Here is an 18152-nt window from a genome sequence, read left to right as displayed (position 1 = left end):
CGAAAGCGTCTGGGACCACCCCTTCCTGTGGGGCTCCAAGCGTACCGGCCCGGACCTGGCCCGCGTCGGCGGCCGCTACTCGGACGACTGGCACCGTGCACACCTGTACAACCCGCGCAACGTCGTGCCGGAATCGAAGATGCCTTCTTACCCCTGGCTGGTCGAGAACAAGCTGGACGGCAAGAACACCGCAACCAAGATGGAAGCTATGCGCACCCTGGGCGTGCCCTACACCGACGAAGACATCGCCGGTGCCAAAGACGCCGTGAAAGGCAAGACCGAGATGGATGCCCTCGTGGCCTATCTCCAGTCTCTGGGCACTTCTCTCAAAAACAAACGGTAACGCCTCATGGATATCGGGACTCTTCGCGGTCTGGGCACCCTGCTGGTATTCGTCGCTTTCATTGGTGTCGTGCTCTGGGCCTACAGCAGCAAACGCAAGAAAAGCTTCGACGAAGCCGCCAACCTGCCCTTCGCCGACGAAGAGCCGAAGCCTGAAGAGCGCGAGCAAGCTTCTAGGAGTAAGAAAGAATGACCACTTTCTGGAGTTGGTACGTCACTCTGCTGACCGTCGGCACCTTGCTGGCGTTGACTTGGCTGATCTTCGCCACCCGCAAGGGCCAGCGTAAGGAAGCCACCGAAGAAACCCTCGGCCATGCCTTCGACGGCATCGAGGAATACGACAACCCGCTGCCCAAGTGGTGGTTCATGTTGTTCGTCGCCACCCTGGTGTTCGCCGTTGGCTACCTGGTCCTGTACCCGGGCCTGGGTAACTGGAAGGGCCTGATGCCCGGCTACCAGGACGCCAATGAGTTCGCCAGCAAGGAGAAAGGCTGGACCGGCGTGCACCAGTGGGAAAAGGAAATGGCCAAGGCCGAAGAACAGTATGGCCCGCTGTACGCCAAGTACGCCGCCATGCCGATCGAGGAAGTAGCCAAGGACGAGAAAGCCCTGAAGATGGGTGGCCGCCTGTTCGCCTCCAACTGCTCGGTTTGCCACGGTTCCGACGCCAAGGGCGCCTACGGCTTCCCGAACCTGACCGACAACGACTGGCTGTATGGCGGCGAGGCGGAAACCATCAAGACCACCATCATGCAGGGCCGTCAGGCCGCCATGCCGGCGTGGAAGGACGTGATCGGCGAAGAAGGCATCAAGAACGTTGCCGGCTACGTGCGCAGCCTCTCCGGCCTGAAGAACCCGGAAGGCCTCGACGTTGCCGCAGGTCAAGAGATCTTCAAGGCCAATTGTGTAGCCTGTCATGGTCCTGAGGGCAAAGGTACGCATGCCATGGGTGCTCCGAACCTGACCGACAAGGTCTGGCTGTACGGTTCCAGCTTCGCCCAGGTCCAGCAGACGCTGCGCTATGGCCGTAACGGCCGCATGCCGGCCCAGGAAGAGCACCTCGGTAACGACAAGGTGCACTTGCTGGCGGCCTACGTGTACAGCCTGTCGCAGAAACCCGCGCAGGAGTGAGTCTCCAGCCGCTCAGGCGCGACCTCCTGTCGCATCTGGCACCCCCTCGTCAGGCGTACCATACGCAGCAGGAAATTGACCCCGGCCGGCACGTATCGGCCGGGGCACCAACCCCAAGCCGTGGTACGAATCGATGAGTGAGCAGATTCCCGTTCAAGATGTCACCCCACCGGCCAAGGTCACGGAAAACGTCGACCTCTATGCCAAGCGTGAAAAAATCTACACCCGCGCCTTCACCGGCCTGTTCCGCAATCTGCGCAGGGGCGGCGGCGCCCTCCTCTTCATCCTCTATTTCGGGACCGTCTGGCTGAGTTGGAACGACCGCCAGGCAGTCTGGTGGAACCTGCCGGAGCGCAAGTTCTATATCTTCGGCGCAACCTTCTGGCCCCAGGACTTCGTCCTGCTGTCCTGGCTGCTGATCATCTGCGCCTTCGGCCTGTTCTTCATCACCGTGTTCGCCGGCCGCGTCTGGTGCGGCTACACCTGTCCACAGAGCGTGTTCACCTGGGTGTTCATGTGGGCGGAAAAGGTCACCGAAGGCGACCGCAACAAGCGCATGAAACTGGACAAGGCGCCGATGTCCGGCGAGAAGTTCCTGCGCAAGCTGGCCAAGCACGCGATCTGGCTGGGCGTTTCGCTAGTGACGGCGATCACCTTCGTCGGCTACTTCACCCCAATCCGAGACCTGATTCCCGATCTGCTGACCTTCCAGGCCAACGGCTGGGCGCTGTTCTGGGTAGGCTTCTTCACCCTCGCCACCTACGGCAACGCCGGCTATCTGCGCGAGCAAGTGTGCATCTACATGTGCCCCTACGCCCGCTTCCAGAGCGTGATGTTCGACAAGGACACCCTGATCGTCTCCTATGACCCGCGTCGCGGCGAAAAACGCGGCCCGCGCAAGAAGGAGTTGGACTACAAGGCCAAGGGCCTGGGCGACTGCATCGACTGCCAGATGTGCGTGCAGGTCTGCCCGACCGGCATCGACATTCGCGACGGCCTGCAGATCGAGTGCATCGGCTGCGCGGCCTGCATCGACGCCTGCGACAGCATCATGGAAAAGATGAACTACCCGAAAGGGCTCATCAGCTACACCACTGAACACAACCTGTCCGGCCAGAAGACCCACCTGCTGCGGCCACGCCTGATCGGCTACGCCGTCGCCCTGCTGGCCATGATGGTGCTGTTCGCCTACGCCGTCGCGGTACGCCCGCTGGTCAAACTGGACGTCATCAAGGACCGCGTGCTCTACCGTGAGAACGATCAGGGCCGGATCGAGAACGTCTATACCCTCAAGGTGATGAACAAGGCGCAGCGCGACATGGTCTTCGTCATCGAAGCCGATGGCCTGGACGGTCTGGTCTACGAGGGCAAGCGCGAAGTGAAGGCCCTGGCTGGCGAGGTACTTTCGGTCCCGGTGGAACTGTCCATCGATCCCGAACGCCTGCCGTCGAGCACCAACGAGATCCTCTTCCGCGTCCAGTCGGCAGACGACCCCAGCATCCATAACGACGCCAAGAGCCGCTTCATCGGCCCGAGCGTCCGTTGATATAGGACACGCATGCAGCACGACACTGAAATCAGCCGTTGGTACCAGCAGCCCTGGGCCTGGTTCATCATCGCCATCCTGGCCTCCTCCGTGGTCCTCGGGGTGTCGCTGGTGGTTATCGCCGTCCGCGACGGCGACAGCCTGGTGGTGGACAACTATTACGACGTCGGCAAGGGCATCAACCAGTCGCTGGAGCGCGAGGCCCTGGCCAAGCGCCTGAAGATGAGCGCCGTCCTCACCCTGAACGAGGACACCGGTATCGCCGAGATCAACCTGAGCGGCATCAGCCGCCCGCAGCACCTGGTGCTGAACCTGATCTCGCCGACCCAGCCGGAGCGCGATCGCCGGGTCATCCTCCAGCCTCAGGGCGAAGGGATCTACCAGGGCCAGTTGCAGGATGCCGTCCAGGGCCGCCGCTTCGTCGAACTGCTCGGCACCGAGGGCGGCCAGGACTGGCGCCTGTTCGAGGAGGAAACCCTCGAATCCGGCCAGGCGATTCCGCTCGGCGAACAGTGAGCCAAGGCCGCTCCGCCAAGCGATCCTGACGACCCGGGCGTGATCCGCTACGCTCGGGCCAGGCCCGTCCCTCTCGATGCCCGACCTGACGACTCTCCCCGACGCCATGGCCAGCCCAACCCTCTGCTATCACTGCGGCCTCCCGGTCCCTGCCGGTAGCCGCTTCCAGGCCCGCGTGCTGGGCGAGACGCGGGAGATGTGCTGTCCTGGCTGCCAGGCGGTGGCCGAAGCCATCGTCGCTGGCGGGCTGGAAAGCTACTACAGGCACCGCAGCGAAACCTCCGCCAACCCGGACAGCCTGCCCCAGGCATTGCCCGACGAACTGGCGCTGTACGACCGCGACACGATCCAAGAACCCTTCGTCGAACACCAGGGCGAACTGGCCAGCACCTGCCTGCTGATCGAAGGCATCAGTTGCGCGGCCTGCGGCTGGTTGATCGAAAAACACCTGCGCGGCCTCGACGGTGTCGCCGAAGCCAGCCTCAACCTGTCCAACCACCGCCTACAGGTGCGCTGGGCGGACAGCAGTCTGCCGCTCAGCCAGTTGCTCAAGGAACTGCGTCGGATCGGCTACGCTGCCCACCCCTACCAGCCGGACCGCGCCGCCGAGCATCTGCAACGCGAAAACCGTCGTGCACTCCGCCAGCTCGGCGTCGCCGGCCTGCTCTGGGTACAGGTGATGATGGCGGCCATGGCCACCTGGCCGGAGTTCAACCTGGACCTATCGCCGGAGCTGGACAAAATCCTGCGCTGGACCAGCCTGTTCCTCACCACTCCTATCGTCTTCTACTGCTGCACCGACTTTTTCAAGGGCGCCCTGCGCGACCTACGCACCCGCCACCTGACCATGGACGTCTCGGTCTCCCTGGCCATTGGCGGCGCCTACGGAGCGGGCATCTGGTCGACGGTGACCGGCGTCGGCGAACTGTATTTCGACGCGGTGGGCATGTTCGCCCTGTTTCTGTTGGCCGGCCGCTACCTCGAACGCCGCGCTCGCGAGCGTACCCTGGCGGCCACGGCGCAACTGGTCAACCTGCTGCCCGCCTCCTGCCTGCGTCTGGATGCCGGCGGGCAGAGCGAGCGCGTCCTGCTCAGCGAGATCAAGATCGGCGACCGCGTGCTGGTCCAGCCCGGCGCCCTCCTCCCGGCCGACGGAGTGATCCTCAGCGGCCAGTCGAGCGTCGACGAATCGCTGCTCACCGGCGAATACCTGCCATTGCCACGCGCGGCCGGCGACCGGGTCACCGCCGGCACACTCAACGTCGAGGGTCCATTGACGGTCGAGGTCCAGGCATTGGGCGACGACACCCGGCTGTCAGCCATCGTCCGCCTGCTGGAGCGCGCCCAGGCGGACAAACCGCGCCTGGCCGAGCTGGCCGATCGCGTGGCCCAGTGGTTCCTGCTCGTCGTGCTGGGCGTCGCCGCGGTGGTCGGCCTGATCTGGTGGCAGCTCGATCCGCAGCGCGCCTTCTGGATCGTCCTCGCCCTGTTGGTCGCCACCTGCCCCTGCGCCTTGTCGCTGGCCACGCCGACCGCCCTGACCACCGCCACCGGCAGCCTGCACAAGCTCGGCCTGCTACTAACGCGCGGCCATGTGCTGGAAGGGCTGAACCACATCGACACGGTGATCTTCGACAAGACCGGCACCCTGACCGAAGGTCGCCTGTCGCTCAGCGCCGTGCATCCGCTGGGGGCACTGGACAGCGATGCCTGCCTGGCCCTTGCCGCGGCCCTGGAAAACCGCTCCGAACACCCCATCGCCCGCGCCTTCGGCCGTGCCCCGCTGGCGGCCGAGCGGGTGGACAACGTACCGGGCCTGGGCCTGGATGGTCTCGTCGGCGGGCGCCACCTGCGCATCGGCCAGCCCGACTTCGTAGCCGAACTCAGCGGCCAGCCGGCACCGGCGATTCCCGGCGAGCACGGCCAATGGCTGCTGCTCGGCGATGCGCAGGGAGCGCTGGCCTGGCTTGTGCTGGACGACGCCCTGCGCGAAGACGCTCCTACCCTGCTCGATGCCTGCCGCGCGCGAGGCTGGAAAACCGTGCTGCTGTCCGGCGACAGCTCGCCGATGGTCGCCGAAGTGGCCGGACGACTGGGCATCGACGATGCCCGCGGCGGCCTGACGCCAGATGCCAAGCTGGCCGTACTCAAGCAATTGCACGAAGACGGACATCGCGTCCTGATGCTCGGCGACGGAGTCAACGACGTGCCGGTCCTGGCCGGCGCCGACATCAGCGTGGCCATGGGCTCGGCCACCGACCTGGCGAAGACCAGCGCCGACGCGGTGCTGCTTTCCAACCGCCTGGAGAGCCTGGTACAGGCCTTCGCCATGGCCCGCCGCACCCGCCGGATCATCGTCGAGAACCTGCTCTGGGCCAGCCTGTACAATGGCCTGGTCCTGCCCTTCGCCGCCATCGGCTGGGTCACGCCGATCTGGGCAGCCCTGGGCATGTCCGTCAGCTCACTGCTGGTGGTGCTCAACGCCCTGCGCCTCGCACGTCAGTAAGCCAGTTGCACAGCGCAACGCACCGCCCGGGTCCGCCCGGGCCGCTCATCGAACCGGAGACCGCATGACCGCTCTCTACGTAATGATTCCCATCGCCGTGATCGTAGTCGCCCTGGCCATCTGGCTGTTCTTCTGGGCCGTGGACAGCGGCCAGTACGATGATCTCGACAGCCCGGCACACAGCATCCTGTTCGACGACGAGGACCCCAAGCACAAGAGCGGTGTCGAAGAAGCCCAGGGCCAGACGGAAAACGACCGCCACGACGAGGAAGAACCCCGTGGCTGAACTCGCTCCGCTGCTGGTTTCCGCGCTGATCCTCGGCCTGCTCGGCGGCGGCCACTGCCTCGGCATGTGCGGCGGCCTGATGGGTGCCCTGACCCTGGCCATACCGCCGGAGCAACGCGCCCAGCGCTTCCGCCTCCTGCTCGCCTACAACCTCGGGCGCATCCTCAGCTATACCGTTGCCGGCCTGCTCATCGGCCTCGCCGGCTGGGCCGTCGCCAGCAGCCCGGCGGCCATGGCGCTGCGGGTGGTCGCTGCTCTGTTGCTGATCGCCATGGGTCTCTATCTGGCCGGCTGGTGGAGCGGCCTGACCCGTGTCGAAGCCCTGGGACGCGGCCTCTGGCGGCATATCCAGCCACTGACCCGGCGCTTCATGCCGGTCACCAGCCTGCCACGGGCATTGATCCTCGGCGCGCTCTGGGGCTGGCTGCCGTGCGGGCTGGTCTACAGCACCCTGCTTTGGGCCGCCAGCCAGGGCGATGCGTTGGACAGCGCCCTGCTGATGTTCGCCTTCGGCCTCGGGACCTGGCCAGTGCTGGTCGCCACCGGGCTGGCCGCCGAACGGCTGACCGCCCTGCTGCGCAAGCGCGGTGTGCGGATCGCCGGCGGTCTGCTGGTCATCCTCTTCGGCCTCTGGACGCTGCCCGGTCCTCACCAGGCCTGGATCATGGGACATGACATGGATCATGTTTCGCCGCCTGCGAGCCAGCACGCGCATTGACCCGGTTGATACAGGTCAAGATGCCCCGGCCAGCGGGGCCATAGACTCCTCGCTACTGATTGTTGAACCGGGGACTGCCCGCATGCCGACTTCCATCCGCTGGGATACCGACCTTATCCGCCGTTACGATATGGCCGGCCCACGCTACACCTCCTATCCGACCGCCGTGCAATTCCATGACGGCGTCGGTTCCTTCGACCTGCTGCATGCACTGCGCGAAAGCCGCAAGGCGCTGCGCTCCCTGTCGCTGTACGTACACGTGCCGTTCTGCGCGAACATCTGCTACTACTGCGCCTGCAACAAGGTGATCACCAAGGATCGCGGCCGCGCCCTGCCCTATCTGGAGCGGCTGGAGAAGGAAATCGAACTGGTCGCCTGCCACCTCGACCAGAAACAGGTCGTCGAGCAGTTGCACTTCGGCGGCGGTACGCCGACCTTCCTCAGCCATGACGAACTGCGTCGCCTGATGAAATGCCTGCGCACGCACTTCCACCTGCTCGACGGCAACCTCGGCGACTACAGCATCGAGATCGACCCGCGCGAAGCCGACTGGTCGACCATGGGCCTGCTCCGCGAACTGGGCTTCAACCGCGTCAGCCTCGGCGTACAGGACCTGGACCCGGACGTCCAGCGCGCCGTCAACCGCCTGCAAAGCTTGGAGGAAACCCGCGCCATCGTCGAAGCCGCGCGGACCCTGCAATACCGTTCGGTGAACATCGACCTGATCTACGGCCTGCCCAAGCAGACCCCGGAAAGCTTCGCCCGCACCGTGCGCGAAATCATCGCCCTGCAGCCGGACCGGCTGTCGATCTTCAACTACGCCCATCTGCCGGAACGCTTCCTGCCGCAGCGTCGAATCAACGCAGCGGACCTGCCTGCACCGGGCGACAAGTTGGCCATGCTGCACGACAGCATCGAGCAACTGACCGCGGCGGGCTATCGCTATATCGGCATGGACCACTTCGCCCTACCCGACGACGAGCTGGCCATGGCCCAGGAAGACGGCAGCCTGCAACGCAACTTCCAGGGCTATACCACTCATGGCCATTGCGACCTGATCGGCCTCGGCGTATCCGCCATCAGCCAGATCGGCGACCTCTACAGCCAGAACGACAGCGACATTGCCCGCTACCAGAGCACCCTGGACCAGGGCCAACTGGCGACCTGCCGGGGTCTCGTCTGCAACGACGACGACCGCCTGCGCCGTGCCGTCATCCAACGCCTGATCTGCGACTTCCAGCTGGAGTTCGCCAGCATCGAGAAGACCTTCGGCATCGTCTTCCGCGATTACTTCGCCGATGTCTGGCCGAACCTGGAACAGATGGCCAGCGACAAGCTGATTCAACTCAGCGACACACGCATCGACGTGCTGCCGGCCGGCCGCCTGCTGGTCCGCTCAGTGTGCATGCTGTTCGATCGCTACCTGCCGCAGCAGAGCACCAAGCGCTTCTCGCGGGTGATCTGAGACCCATCGGACCAGCGGCGGCACGGCCCGCCGCTGGTGCCTCACGTCCGCAGAACCGACTGCGACCATCAGCCACTGTCGATCTCCCCCTCCCGCATGCCATGCTTTCGCCATGGTACTCAGCTATCGCTGCAGCCCGAAGGCCGAAGAGAACTTGACACGATCGTCAGGTCTGGATGGCGGGCATACCTCTTGTGGGATATGCTTGCCCGTACTTGCGTTACCCCTTCAGGATTAACTATGCCCGAGAACATCAAATTGCGCGGGATGCATCAAGCCAACTGCCATGACTGCAGCCTCGCAGCGCTCTGCCTTCCCCTGTCGCTGAACATGGAAGACATTGAGTCCCTGGATGAGATCGTCAAGCGCGGCCGGCCGCTGAAGAAGGGGGAGTTCCTGTTCCGCCAGGGCGATAACTTCGGATCCATCTTCGCCGTGCGTTCTGGTGCGCTGAAGACCTTCAGCGTGACCGACGGCGGCGAGGAGCAGATCACCGGCTTCCACTTGCCCAGCGAACTGGTCGGCCTGTCCGGCATGGACAGCGACCTCTGCCCGGTATCGGCGCAGGCGCTGGAAACCACCTCGGTCTGCGAAATCCCGTTCGAACGCCTCGATGAACTGTCGGTCAGGCTGCCGCAGTTGCGCCGCCAGTTGATGCGGGTGATGAGTAGGGAAATCCGCGACGACCAGCAGATGATGCTGCTGCTCTCGAAGAAGACCGCCGACGAGCGCATCGCCACCTTTCTCGTCAACCTTTCCGCCCGCTTCCGCGCCCGTGGCTTCTCGGCCAACCAGTTCCGCCTGGCCATGTCGCGCAACGAGATCGGCAACTACCTGGGCCTGGCGGTGGAAACCGTGTCACGGGTCTTCACCCGCTTCCAGCAAAACGGCCTGATCGCCGCCGAAGGCAAGGAAGTGCACATCCTCAATTCCATCGAGCTGTGCTCCCTGGCGGGCGGTAACCTCGAAGCCTGACCCGATCTATACTGCGAGGCGGCCCGCCCATGCGAGCCGCCCGTTTTTTCGTGCCCATCCGTAATCCACCGCAGGCTCTCGACGATGATCTTCGATGAATTCACCATCAAGTCCCTGATCCGCCCGGTTCCGGACTTCCCCAAGCCCGGCGTGGTGTTCCGCGACATCACCCCGCTGTTCCAGTCGCCCCGCGCCCTGCGCATGGTCATCGACAGTTTCATCCAGCGCTACGTGGAAGAAGACTTCAGCCATATCGGCGCCCTCGACGCACGCGGCTTTCTGCTCGGCCCGATCCTCGCCTATGAGCTGAACAAACCGCTGATCCTGTTCCGCAAGCAGGGCAAGCTGCCCTCGGACTTGCTGGTGGAGACCTACCAAACCGAGTACGGCGACTCCGTCATCGAGGTCCAGGCCGACAGTCTCTGCGAAGGCGACTCCGTCCTGCTGGTGGATGACTTGATCGCCACCGGCGGCACCCTGATCGCCGCGGCCAACCTGGTCAAGCGCATGCGCGCCAGCGTCTACGAAGCCGCCGCCATCATCGACCTGCCGGAGCTCGGCGGCTCGCGCCGGCTGCAGGACATCGGCATCGCTACCTTCACCCTCACCGCCTTCGCCCTCGACGACCGCTGAGTCTTTCCGGCCGCAGGTGCAACCACGTCTTCAGACATGGTTGCGCCCGCAAAAAGACGCTCGACTTATTGCCAGTTCGCCGCGATCACCGCTTCGAGCGATGAGCGATAATTGTCGGGCAGATGAGTCTGCCCCGCGGCAGGAGGAGCGAACGAGGCCATGGCATCCACCAGATTCTGCACCTGGCTATCCAGCAGGGTTTTACCGTCCGTGCTCTTGAATGCCTCGATATGATGCTCAGGGCCGAGATACCAATCCTGGACGACCAGCCTGTCCGACGTGCCGATGATGCCGATCGCCAGATCGTCGTCCTGCTTCTGGAACCATAACTGATCCACAGCGATACCATCGCCGAACAAGACCTCGTCGGAATTGGTTTTCAACTCATAGTCGGCCACCGTATCGACCCCATAATCCCGGCCGAACAGGAAAGTGTCGTTCCCGCCATCCCCGATCAGCGTATCGTTGCCCCCTTTTCCATCCAGTACGTCATGGCCATAGCTACCGTCCAGCACATTGGCGGCGGCGTTTCCCGTCAAACGATTGCTGGAAGCGTTACCTGTGCCATTAATGCTCTTCGTACCGACCAAGAACAGTTCCTCGATCTGCTCGCTCAACTGGTAAGACACACTGGAAATCACCTTGTCACGGCCACCTCCGACCGATTCCCTGACAACGTCGCCTTCGTCATCGACGATGTAGGTATCGTTCCCGGAACCGCCGCTCATCGTATCGTTGCCAGCCCTTCCATCTAGCAGATTGTTGCCGGAATTACCTTCCAGAACATTCGCGTAGGCATTGCCAACCGCATCGATATTGTCATCGCCAGACAATCGAAGGTTCTCGATGGCCAGCAGATTTTCGAGCGAATAGGAAATGCTCGCCTCCACCGTATCGCCCGTGGACAACGGCTGCCGTATACCATCCCGATAGGTGACGGCCCGCTCGACGATGACATCTCCAAGACTGTCGACGACATAGGTATCGTTGAGATCAGTGCCGACCAACGTATCCGCTCCCGCGCCGCCATCGATACGCACCGCCATCTTGTCGAAAGCGGAAAAATCGGCCTGCGAAAGATCGATCACATTGTCCAGAGCGTTGCCCACATAGCGGTATTCCGGCGTCGTGCCCGAACCGAACGCGACGGAGCCATATTTCCGCAACGAAGGCACGACCAGCCTTTCCACCTGGTCGGGAAGCCTGACCGCCCAGGCGTTGGTCTCCAGGGTGTCATAGCCCTCGTTCTCCAGCTCGTGTACGGCCGGGGAAGACAATTGCAGACGCCTGATATCCAAGGTATCCCAACCAGAATCTTGCTCGAACACTCGATAGGTATCGTTCCCCTTACCACCGAAGTAAACATCGGTACCGCCCCCGCCGCTCAAGATGTTGCCACCGGCATTCCCTTTCAGCAGGTTATCGCCGGAATTGCCGAACGCATCGATCCCCGCGGTTCCGCTCAGCTCGATATTCTCCACGCCATCCGGCAGCCGGTAGGAAACCGAAGCGAGAACGGTATCCTCGCCGCCCTCCGCCGCCTCGACGATCCGATCAGCCGCATGATCCACCCTGAACACATCGTTTCCGGACGTTCCCGTGAACATATCGGCCGAACCGCTGATACTGGCGCCCGTACGGGACGCGATATCCGCATACGCCCAAATCGTGCCATCGGCGAAGACGAAGGTGCCGATGGCCACTCCATCCAGCCGAAAGAACCCATCGACCCATATCTGGTCCCCGGTGGACTCCACCATCACGATCAGAGAATCAACCGCCTGCATGGCCCCCGAAGCGTCCTGCCCTGTCCTGACGAAGCGGATGTCGGAAGGCGCGATCCCCTCCCTGAAGCGGATGACATTCGCCCCCTGGCTATCGATCAAACGATCGGAGCCGAAACCGGGGCCGAAAAGGTAGGTATCGTCGCCCTCGCCACCCGCCAGGGTGTCTCGTCCCTCGCCACCCTCCAGAAAATCCGCCAGTCTGCCTCCGCGCAGATAGTCGTCGCCAGCACGGCCGTCCAAGGTATTGGCCTGGTCGCTCAAGCCGCGCAAGTCATCGTTGCTCCCATCGCCCGTCATGGCCAAACGCAGCAAATCGTTGGAAGTCCATACGGCGCCGGGCCGTGCGGCAAAACGCACTTCGGCGACCGGGGCCACCACGCCAGCCGGCTTCAATTGGCCTTTCAGAACGAGGGAGAGTTGCGTCCTGTCCGTGCCGGCTATTTCCAAATAGAGGCCCGCCGACTCGCCATACCTGCGCACCCGGATATCCTCGGGAACCCAGGGCTCTTCGAAGACGACCGCATCGCCCCCCTCTTCGCCGCCGGTCACGGATACCCTGCGATAGTATTTCTCGAATGCGACCCTATAGGTGTCATGCCCGGCTCCGCCCTCCATCACTTCGCCCGACAGCACGTCATCACCGGCACCGCCATATAGCTCGTCGAACCCTTCACCGCCGATCAGCTCGTCGTTCCCGGCATCGCCATACAGCTCATCGTTCCCGGCGCCACCGCTTATCCGGTCGTGTCCGCCCCCGCCATGAACGGTATCGTGACCTCCCAATGCGTCGATCACATCGTCACCGGCCGTCCCATCGAAGGTATCGCTGCCTTCGGTCGGCCGGTTGACCTTGTCGAGCAGCATGCGGTGGGTCCAGACAACACCCGGCGCCCCCTCGAATACGACCCGGTATCCGCCGTCATCGCCAGACAGCTCAACGAACCCTCGAATCACCAGTTCGGCATCCAGCCACTTCACATGCAGATCGGTATCTTTTCGCACGAAGCGCAGCATCTCCGGCGAAACGTCCTTGTTGAAACGCAGCGTCTTGGTTTCACCCGCTACCGGCGTTTTTTCCGCCTCGATAACCGTGAAGGCACGCTCGCCGGTGAGCACCACCGTATCGTTCCCGCTGCCCAGGCTGATCGTGGCGCCCGGCGCCTGGACGAAGTCGTCTCCGGAACCCGCGATCACCCTGCCCCGGCTCCCCCGAAGGACATCATTACCCTCTCCGCCCTCCAGCGTGTCATAGCCGCCCCCGCCCACCAGCGTATCGTCGCCCGCACCGCCCAGGAGGCTGTCGTTCCCCTCGCCGCCATCGAGGGCATCGTCGCCTCCGCCACCTCGCAGGCTGTCGTTACCCGCCCCGCCGGACAGCGTATCGTTCCCTTCGCCGCCATCGACGTCGTCGTTCCCCGCGAGGGCGTCGAAGTCATCATTCCCATCGGACAGCGCCAAGGTGTCGTCGGCGGATGTCGCCAGCCCTTGCAGAGAGAGGCTATCAACCGGAGGGTTGGCATGGTCGAACACATGCCCATCGGCGAACTCGATCCGCTCCTGCCCCGCGTTGGAATAAAAGCCGAGGATGCGTAGCGCATCCCGCTTCCCGGCGAAGCGAATCAGCAGATCATTTTCCCGCTTCGTGAAAAGCGCCTGGGCATACGGCAGGCTCTCGTCGAAGATGATCCGGTCCGTTTCGCCTTCCGTTCCGGAGCGGTTGTCGACCACATCCCGGCCGAAGCCCTGGGTGAACGCATAGGCATCGTTCCCCTGGCCCCCTATCAGGGTTTCATCGCCCGCTCCCGCCTGGATACGATCATCGCCAGTCCAGGCATCGATGGTGCGGTTTCTGGCGCTACCGACGATGACATCATCCCGATCCGTGCCCTCGACCGATGAACGGCTATCCTGTGCCAGATCGATGAGAACGCCCCGGACGACGACCTCCTCCCACGCAAACTCGGCGCCCTCGCTGAAAACGATGCGATCGAAGGGACGGGACGAACCGGCCACCGAGCGCCCGGTTCCCAGCCGAAAGCCAAGTGCATCGCCCCCTTTTCCCACGTTCAGCCGGAACGCTTCCCACCCCGTCTTCTCCAGGCGCAGATCATCCAGGAAAATACCCGCGCCGAGGCGCAGCACGTTCTCGCCGGTCCGCGATGCATAGCTGACCACCCGGTCCACACCGTCTCCCAGGGAAAACAGAACGGTAGTGCCGCCATCGGCTTCCAACTGAAGCGTGTCGTTACCCCGCCCGCCCGACACCAGGGCGCGTGTCGCCGAACGCGTGGCGGTCAGGGTGTCGCCCTGGGAACCGCCAAACAGCTTGCTGTCCGCCGCGGAAGCGGAAAACACGACCGTGCGGGAATAGCTCTCGGCCATCAATCGATCGAAGGAAACCACCCAACCGTCGGCGAACTCGATTTCCCGCAGGGTACCGCCCGCAGCCTGCCTGATCACGACGGCATGGTCGGCGTCGACCGACAGCAAGGCATCACCGCCCTCCCCGTGGGACTTGAGGAAAACATCGCGCTTCGCCACCTCCAGCTTCAGGGTGTTGTCGCCCTGCTTGTCGGCGATGGTCTCGATCCACTCGCCCTCCAGTCGCATATCCGCCAGCGACAGGCTGAAAATATCGTTGCCCCGGCCGCCATCCAGGTAATCCGCGCCTTCGCCGCCATGCAGCAGATCGTCGCCCGCCCCGCCCAGCAGCGTGTCGCGGCCCTCGCCGCCGTCCAGGATATCCGCCCCGCTGCCGCCATCCAGATAATCGGCTCCCACCCCACCCAGCAGCGTATCCGTACCCGCGCCGCCTGCCAGATAGTCGTCACCGCTACCGCCGTCCAGGGAGTCCCGGTCGTTGCCGCCATCGAGGGAGTCGGCACCACTCCCACCGATCAAGGTGTCCCTGTCCGCGCCGCCCCACAGTACGTCGTCGTCGCTGCCACCATCCAGGTAATCCCGGCCATTGCCGCCGATCAGCGTGTCGGCGCCCGCCTCTCCGCGCAGGGTGTCGTTCCCGGTCAGCAGCGACGTGGCGATCGTGCTGGACTGATCCTCCCCGGCCAGCCAGTCGTCACCCTCGCCACCGATCAGTTCGTCGTCGCCGCCACCGCCGTACAACCCATCGTTGCCCGCACCGCCGTCCAGATAGTCATTGCCGTGCCCGGAGGCCGCCACGATGTCGGTGCTGTCGTCGCCCCGCAGAATGTCCGCATCGTCGCCGCCAAACAGCTCGTCCGCCCCACCGCCGCCGATCAGCACATCATCGCCGGCCCCGCCTTCCAGGGTGTCCGCACCATTCGCCGCAAACGCCAGGGCCGCACTCGAAGCATCGCCCCGCAGGGTATCCTTGCCCTCGCCGCCGATCAGCAGATCCGCGCCGCCGTCACCCTGCAAATAGTCGTCGCCCTCGCCGCCATCCAGATAATCGTCGCCATGGCTTGTGCCCTCCAGCACCCTGGCATCCCCGTCGCCCAGCAAGGTGTCCGCGCCCATGCCGCCCAGCAGGGTATCGGCCAGCGCCCCGCCGACCAGGGTGTCGTCGCCGGCCCCGCCGTACAATCGATCGTGGCCATGGTAGTGGGCGTCGAGCTGGCGGGCATCCGCATCCCCCTGCAAGCTGTCGTTTCCGTTCCCGCCGAAAAGCTCGTCGTTGCCGCCTCCGCCTTCCAGATAATCGTTGCCGTCCTCGCCATTCAGGAGATCGCTCCCATGGTGCCGGCCGTCCAACTGATCGCCACGCGCATCCCCCAGCAGGGAGTCGTCGCCCTCCCCACCGAACAGCAGGTCGTCTCCCGCGTCTCCCTCGAGATAATCCTTGCCGGCGCCGCCATCCAGGTAATCGTTGCCGTGGTACGCCACCGGTGTGTCGTCGATTTCCCCTTCCGGCAGCTCATCGCCGATCAGCCGGTCGTCGTCGTCGCCGCCATACAGCTCATCGCTGCCACCCTGCCCCACCAGGGTATCGTTGCCCGTACCGCCCACCAGCATGTCGCGGCCATGCTGGTCGAACGCCGTCCGCTCCACATAATTGCCCTGCGGGCCGTCGCCATAGACCTTGTCGTTACCGGCATCGCCGAACAGCACGTCGTTGCCGTGCATCCCCTTGATCAGGTCGTCGCCGTCACCGCCGTGCACCGAGTCGCCCCCGCTGCCGGCGGCGACGTAATCGTTGCCAGCCCCGCCCTCGATCACATTGCCCATATCGCCGTCCAGACTATGGACATCCACGCCCTTGAACGTCAGCACATTGTGACCCGTGCTGTCCGAGCCGGGCGGATCGTAGACGAGCCAGGCGAAACCGCGTGCCACCTCGGTTCCTTCGCCGAGGGGCGGCTGGAACTCTACCCGGTAGGGATGATCGAACCCGCCGGCGCCGCTGCCGATCAGGAAGTCGTCTCCCGCCCCGCCATGCAACTCGTCGCGCCCCAGGCCGCCGAGCAGCACATCGCTGCCGTCGCCGCCATCCAGGTAATCGTCCCCGGCGAAACCGGCCAGGCCATCATTGCCGCCCAACCCCAGGATGCGGTCGCCCGAGGCGCTGCCCAGCAGGATGTCGGCGGCGCCGGCCTGCTCGCCGGCCGAGACGTAGCCACTGTCCCCGTGCAGGTAGGACGACCCGGACTCATTGGTGGCCTTGCGGAAATCGCCGGTGAGGGTCGTGGACGTCGCACTCGCGGCCTCCACCAGGGTGATGCCGAAACCGGCCGGATCGAAATCGCCCAGCTCCACCACGCTGCCGTTGTCGAACGTCAGCCGCCACGGGCTGTTGTGCGACAGGGTCAGCTTGCCCTCGGCATCGGTCCAGGCATTGCTCGCGCCCTGGCGCTGCAACACCGTGGTGCTCAGCAGCTCGCCGTCCTGGCCGATGACGATGATCTGCCCCTGGCCATCGCTATCGATGATGCGGTCCCGGCCCTCGCCGTCGCGCAGGTCGATCACATAGGTATCGAACCCCTCACCGCCGTAGAGCGTGTCGTTGCCGATACCGCCCTGCAGGTAGTCCCGGCCCTTGCCGCCCACCAGCAGATCGTCGCCCTTGCCGCCCCACAAGATGTCATTACCGAAGCCACCCACCAGCAAGTTCTTGTCCATCCCATTGCCTTTCCCGTCCAACGCACGGGCATCCAGGGTGGACGTCATTTGCCCACGCCCACGGGCAACGGTGGGATAGTCGCTGTAGAGAATCGCGGCGGGGTTCCAATCCGTCCCGTACAGGCGGGCTTCGCCGGCGGGCAACTCGCTGTTGATCCAGGCGATGAGCGCCTCGCGGGCGGGAATCAGGGAATCCACCAGCGTCTGCGGGATCGCCACGGCAGCCTTGAAGGCATCGGTCGCGGCCTCGCCGAGGCGGTTCTTCACCGCCGCCGTGCCGTCGGCCGGCTCGCCGAGCAACGCCTCGTAGGCGAAGATCGCCTCGCGGTGGCGGGTGAACATCGCATAGACCTTCTTCGCCTCCTCGGCGCTGGCATGGTTGCCCGCCGGATCGTCGTACAGGCCGAACAGCTCCGCCTCGACGAAACGCCGCGCCGCCAGCCCGCCGCTGCGCTTCTTGTTGCTGGCGTAGCGAATCTGGAACCAGGCCTCGGCCCGGTCGCCGCGCACGATCGCATCGCGCAGCTTGGCGCCCAGGATGCCACCACCGCCATTCCAGGTCATGGCGGCCAGGGCGATCATTTCCTTGGAAGAGGTGAAAGCAGTGTCCTGCCGCAGCTCGGGCCATGCGTTGAAAATCTTTTCGCTGTAGATATCACGCCACAGTGTGTTGAACACATCGCGCACTTCGGTTTCATCGTTGAAAACGAAGGTCGAGCGGGGTGCCCCCCCGATATAAGTGGCATAGGCGGAGTCGGCTGCCGCAGCGTCGGCCCGTTCCTTCATGATGGCATTGAGGTCGGTCGAACCCTTGTGGTTCTTCAGGGCCGTTCGAATGCGATCGATGAACCCGAACTCCTTTTGCCCCAGCGTATCGGACTCTGGCTCTCTATTAAGCTCTAACATCCTAGAATGAAAGCCCATTCGTCTCATGACGGCATCTTGTGCAGGTTTGTCTCCCGCCACCAAATCAACGCCCACACCGATGGTGAAATTGAATACACCCGCTTCGACTTGGACCAGGACACCGTTCAGCCGATCGTATTGCCGGGGCGCCTCCAACTTCAAAATCGCATGATAGAGCGCATCATCGAATTGTGTTCCGAGTACCTTCCATTGCAGCGCCATGGCTTATTTCTCCTCCGAAGAT

12 protein-coding genes are annotated in these 18152 nt (G+C 64.1%); 11 read left to right on the top strand and 1 reads right to left on the bottom strand.

Features of this window, described 5'->3' with window-relative positions; all coding sequences use genetic code 11:
• The 11 genes from BZL41_RS06025 to BZL41_RS05975 all read left to right on the top strand — a co-directional run.
• A partial coding sequence (locus BZL41_RS06025; protein WP_174706137.1) for a cbb3-type cytochrome c oxidase subunit II occupies positions 1-343 on the top strand: 343 nt, incomplete at its 5' end.
• Between the two features lie 6 nt (positions 344-349).
• Positions 350-535, top strand: coding sequence for a cbb3-type cytochrome c oxidase subunit 3 (locus BZL41_RS06020; RefSeq protein WP_084333860.1), 186 nt, complete (start codon positions 350-352; stop codon positions 533-535).
• Positions 532-1473, top strand: coding sequence for a cytochrome-c oxidase, cbb3-type subunit III (gene ccoP, locus BZL41_RS06015; RefSeq protein WP_095598451.1), 942 nt, complete (start codon positions 532-534; stop codon positions 1471-1473). The genes BZL41_RS06020 and ccoP overlap by 4 nt, the downstream gene beginning before the upstream one ends.
• 133 nt (positions 1474-1606) lie before the next feature.
• Positions 1607-3019 (top strand): cytochrome c oxidase accessory protein CcoG, encoded by a 1413-nt coding sequence (gene ccoG, locus BZL41_RS06010; RefSeq protein WP_095598450.1) that lies wholly within the window; start codon positions 1607-1609, stop codon positions 3017-3019.
• A 12-nt stretch (positions 3020-3031) separates the two neighbouring features.
• Positions 3032-3535 (top strand): FixH family protein, encoded by a 504-nt coding sequence (locus BZL41_RS06005; RefSeq protein WP_095598449.1) that lies wholly within the window; start codon positions 3032-3034, stop codon positions 3533-3535.
• Between the two features lie 106 nt (positions 3536-3641).
• A complete protein-coding gene (locus BZL41_RS06000) occupies positions 3642-6041 on the top strand; it encodes a heavy metal translocating P-type ATPase (RefSeq protein WP_095598448.1) in 2400 nt (799 codons plus the stop codon).
• A 64-nt stretch (positions 6042-6105) separates the two neighbouring features.
• Positions 6106-6327, top strand: coding sequence for a cbb3-type cytochrome oxidase assembly protein CcoS (gene ccoS / locus BZL41_RS05995; protein WP_095598447.1), 222 nt, complete (start codon positions 6106-6108; stop codon positions 6325-6327).
• Entirely contained in the window at positions 6320-7045 is a 726-nt protein-coding gene (locus BZL41_RS05990) for a sulfite exporter TauE/SafE family protein (RefSeq protein ID WP_095598446.1), read from the top strand. The genes ccoS and BZL41_RS05990 overlap by 8 nt, the downstream gene beginning before the upstream one ends.
• Positions 7046-7127: 82 nt before the next feature.
• Positions 7128-8510: an oxygen-independent coproporphyrinogen III oxidase gene (hemN, locus tag BZL41_RS05985; RefSeq protein WP_095598445.1), complete on the top strand. Its 1383-nt coding sequence runs from the start codon at positions 7128-7130 to the stop codon at positions 8508-8510.
• A 240-nt stretch (positions 8511-8750) separates the two neighbouring features.
• The gene (gene fnr / locus BZL41_RS05980) at positions 8751-9485 is read left to right on the top strand and encodes a fumarate/nitrate reduction transcriptional regulator Fnr (protein ID WP_095598444.1); all 735 of its coding nucleotides are present in this window, start codon (positions 8751-8753) and stop codon (positions 9483-9485) included.
• A gap of 84 nt (positions 9486-9569) precedes the next feature.
• Positions 9570-10118 carry an adenine phosphoribosyltransferase gene (locus BZL41_RS05975; protein WP_095598443.1) on the top strand — a complete coding sequence of 183 codons (549 nt, stop codon included), beginning with the start codon at positions 9570-9572 and terminating at the stop codon, positions 10116-10118.
• Between the two features lie 65 nt (positions 10119-10183).
• Here BZL41_RS05975 and BZL41_RS28970 read toward each other — a convergent pair whose 3' ends face one another.
• Positions 10184-18130 carry a calcium-binding protein gene (locus tag BZL41_RS28970; RefSeq protein ID WP_256578084.1) on the bottom strand — a complete coding sequence of 2649 codons (7947 nt, stop codon included), beginning with the start codon at positions 18128-18130 and terminating at the stop codon, positions 10184-10186.
• Positions 18131-18152: the final 22 nt, after the last annotated feature.

This window comes from Pseudomonas sp. PIC25 (assembly GCF_002286785.1).
Lineage (GTDB): Bacteria > Pseudomonadota > Gammaproteobacteria > Pseudomonadales > Pseudomonadaceae > Pseudomonas_M.
The sequence above is the reverse complement of the archived record's forward strand: the minus strand, read 5'-3'. Positions and strand labels throughout refer to the sequence as shown.

Excerpts from the sequence above, each read along its gene's own strand:
- BZL41_RS06020 (WP_084333860.1), top strand. The coding sequence starts at position 350 with ATGGATATCGGGACTCTTCGCGGTCTGGGCACCCTGCTGGTATTCGTC.
- ccoP (WP_095598451.1), top strand. The coding sequence starts at position 532 with ATGACCACTTTCTGGAGTTGGTACGTCACTCTGCTGACCGTCGGCACC.
- ccoG (WP_095598450.1), top strand. The coding sequence starts at position 1,607 with ATGAGTGAGCAGATTCCCGTTCAAGATGTCACCCCACCGGCCAAGGTC.
- BZL41_RS06005 (WP_095598449.1), top strand. The coding sequence starts at position 3,032 with ATGCAGCACGACACTGAAATCAGCCGTTGGTACCAGCAGCCCTGGGCC.
- BZL41_RS06000 (WP_095598448.1), top strand. The coding sequence starts at position 3,642 with ATGGCCAGCCCAACCCTCTGCTATCACTGCGGCCTCCCGGTCCCTGCC.
- ccoS (WP_095598447.1), top strand. The coding sequence starts at position 6,106 with ATGACCGCTCTCTACGTAATGATTCCCATCGCCGTGATCGTAGTCGCC.
- hemN (WP_095598445.1), top strand. The coding sequence starts at position 7,128 with ATGCCGACTTCCATCCGCTGGGATACCGACCTTATCCGCCGTTACGAT.
- fnr (WP_095598444.1), top strand. The coding sequence starts at position 8,751 with ATGCCCGAGAACATCAAATTGCGCGGGATGCATCAAGCCAACTGCCAT.
- BZL41_RS05975 (WP_095598443.1), top strand. The coding sequence starts at position 9,570 with ATGATCTTCGATGAATTCACCATCAAGTCCCTGATCCGCCCGGTTCCG.
- BZL41_RS28970 (WP_256578084.1), bottom strand. The coding sequence starts at position 18,130 with ATGGCGCTGCAATGGAAGGTACTCGGAACACAATTCGATGATGCGCTC.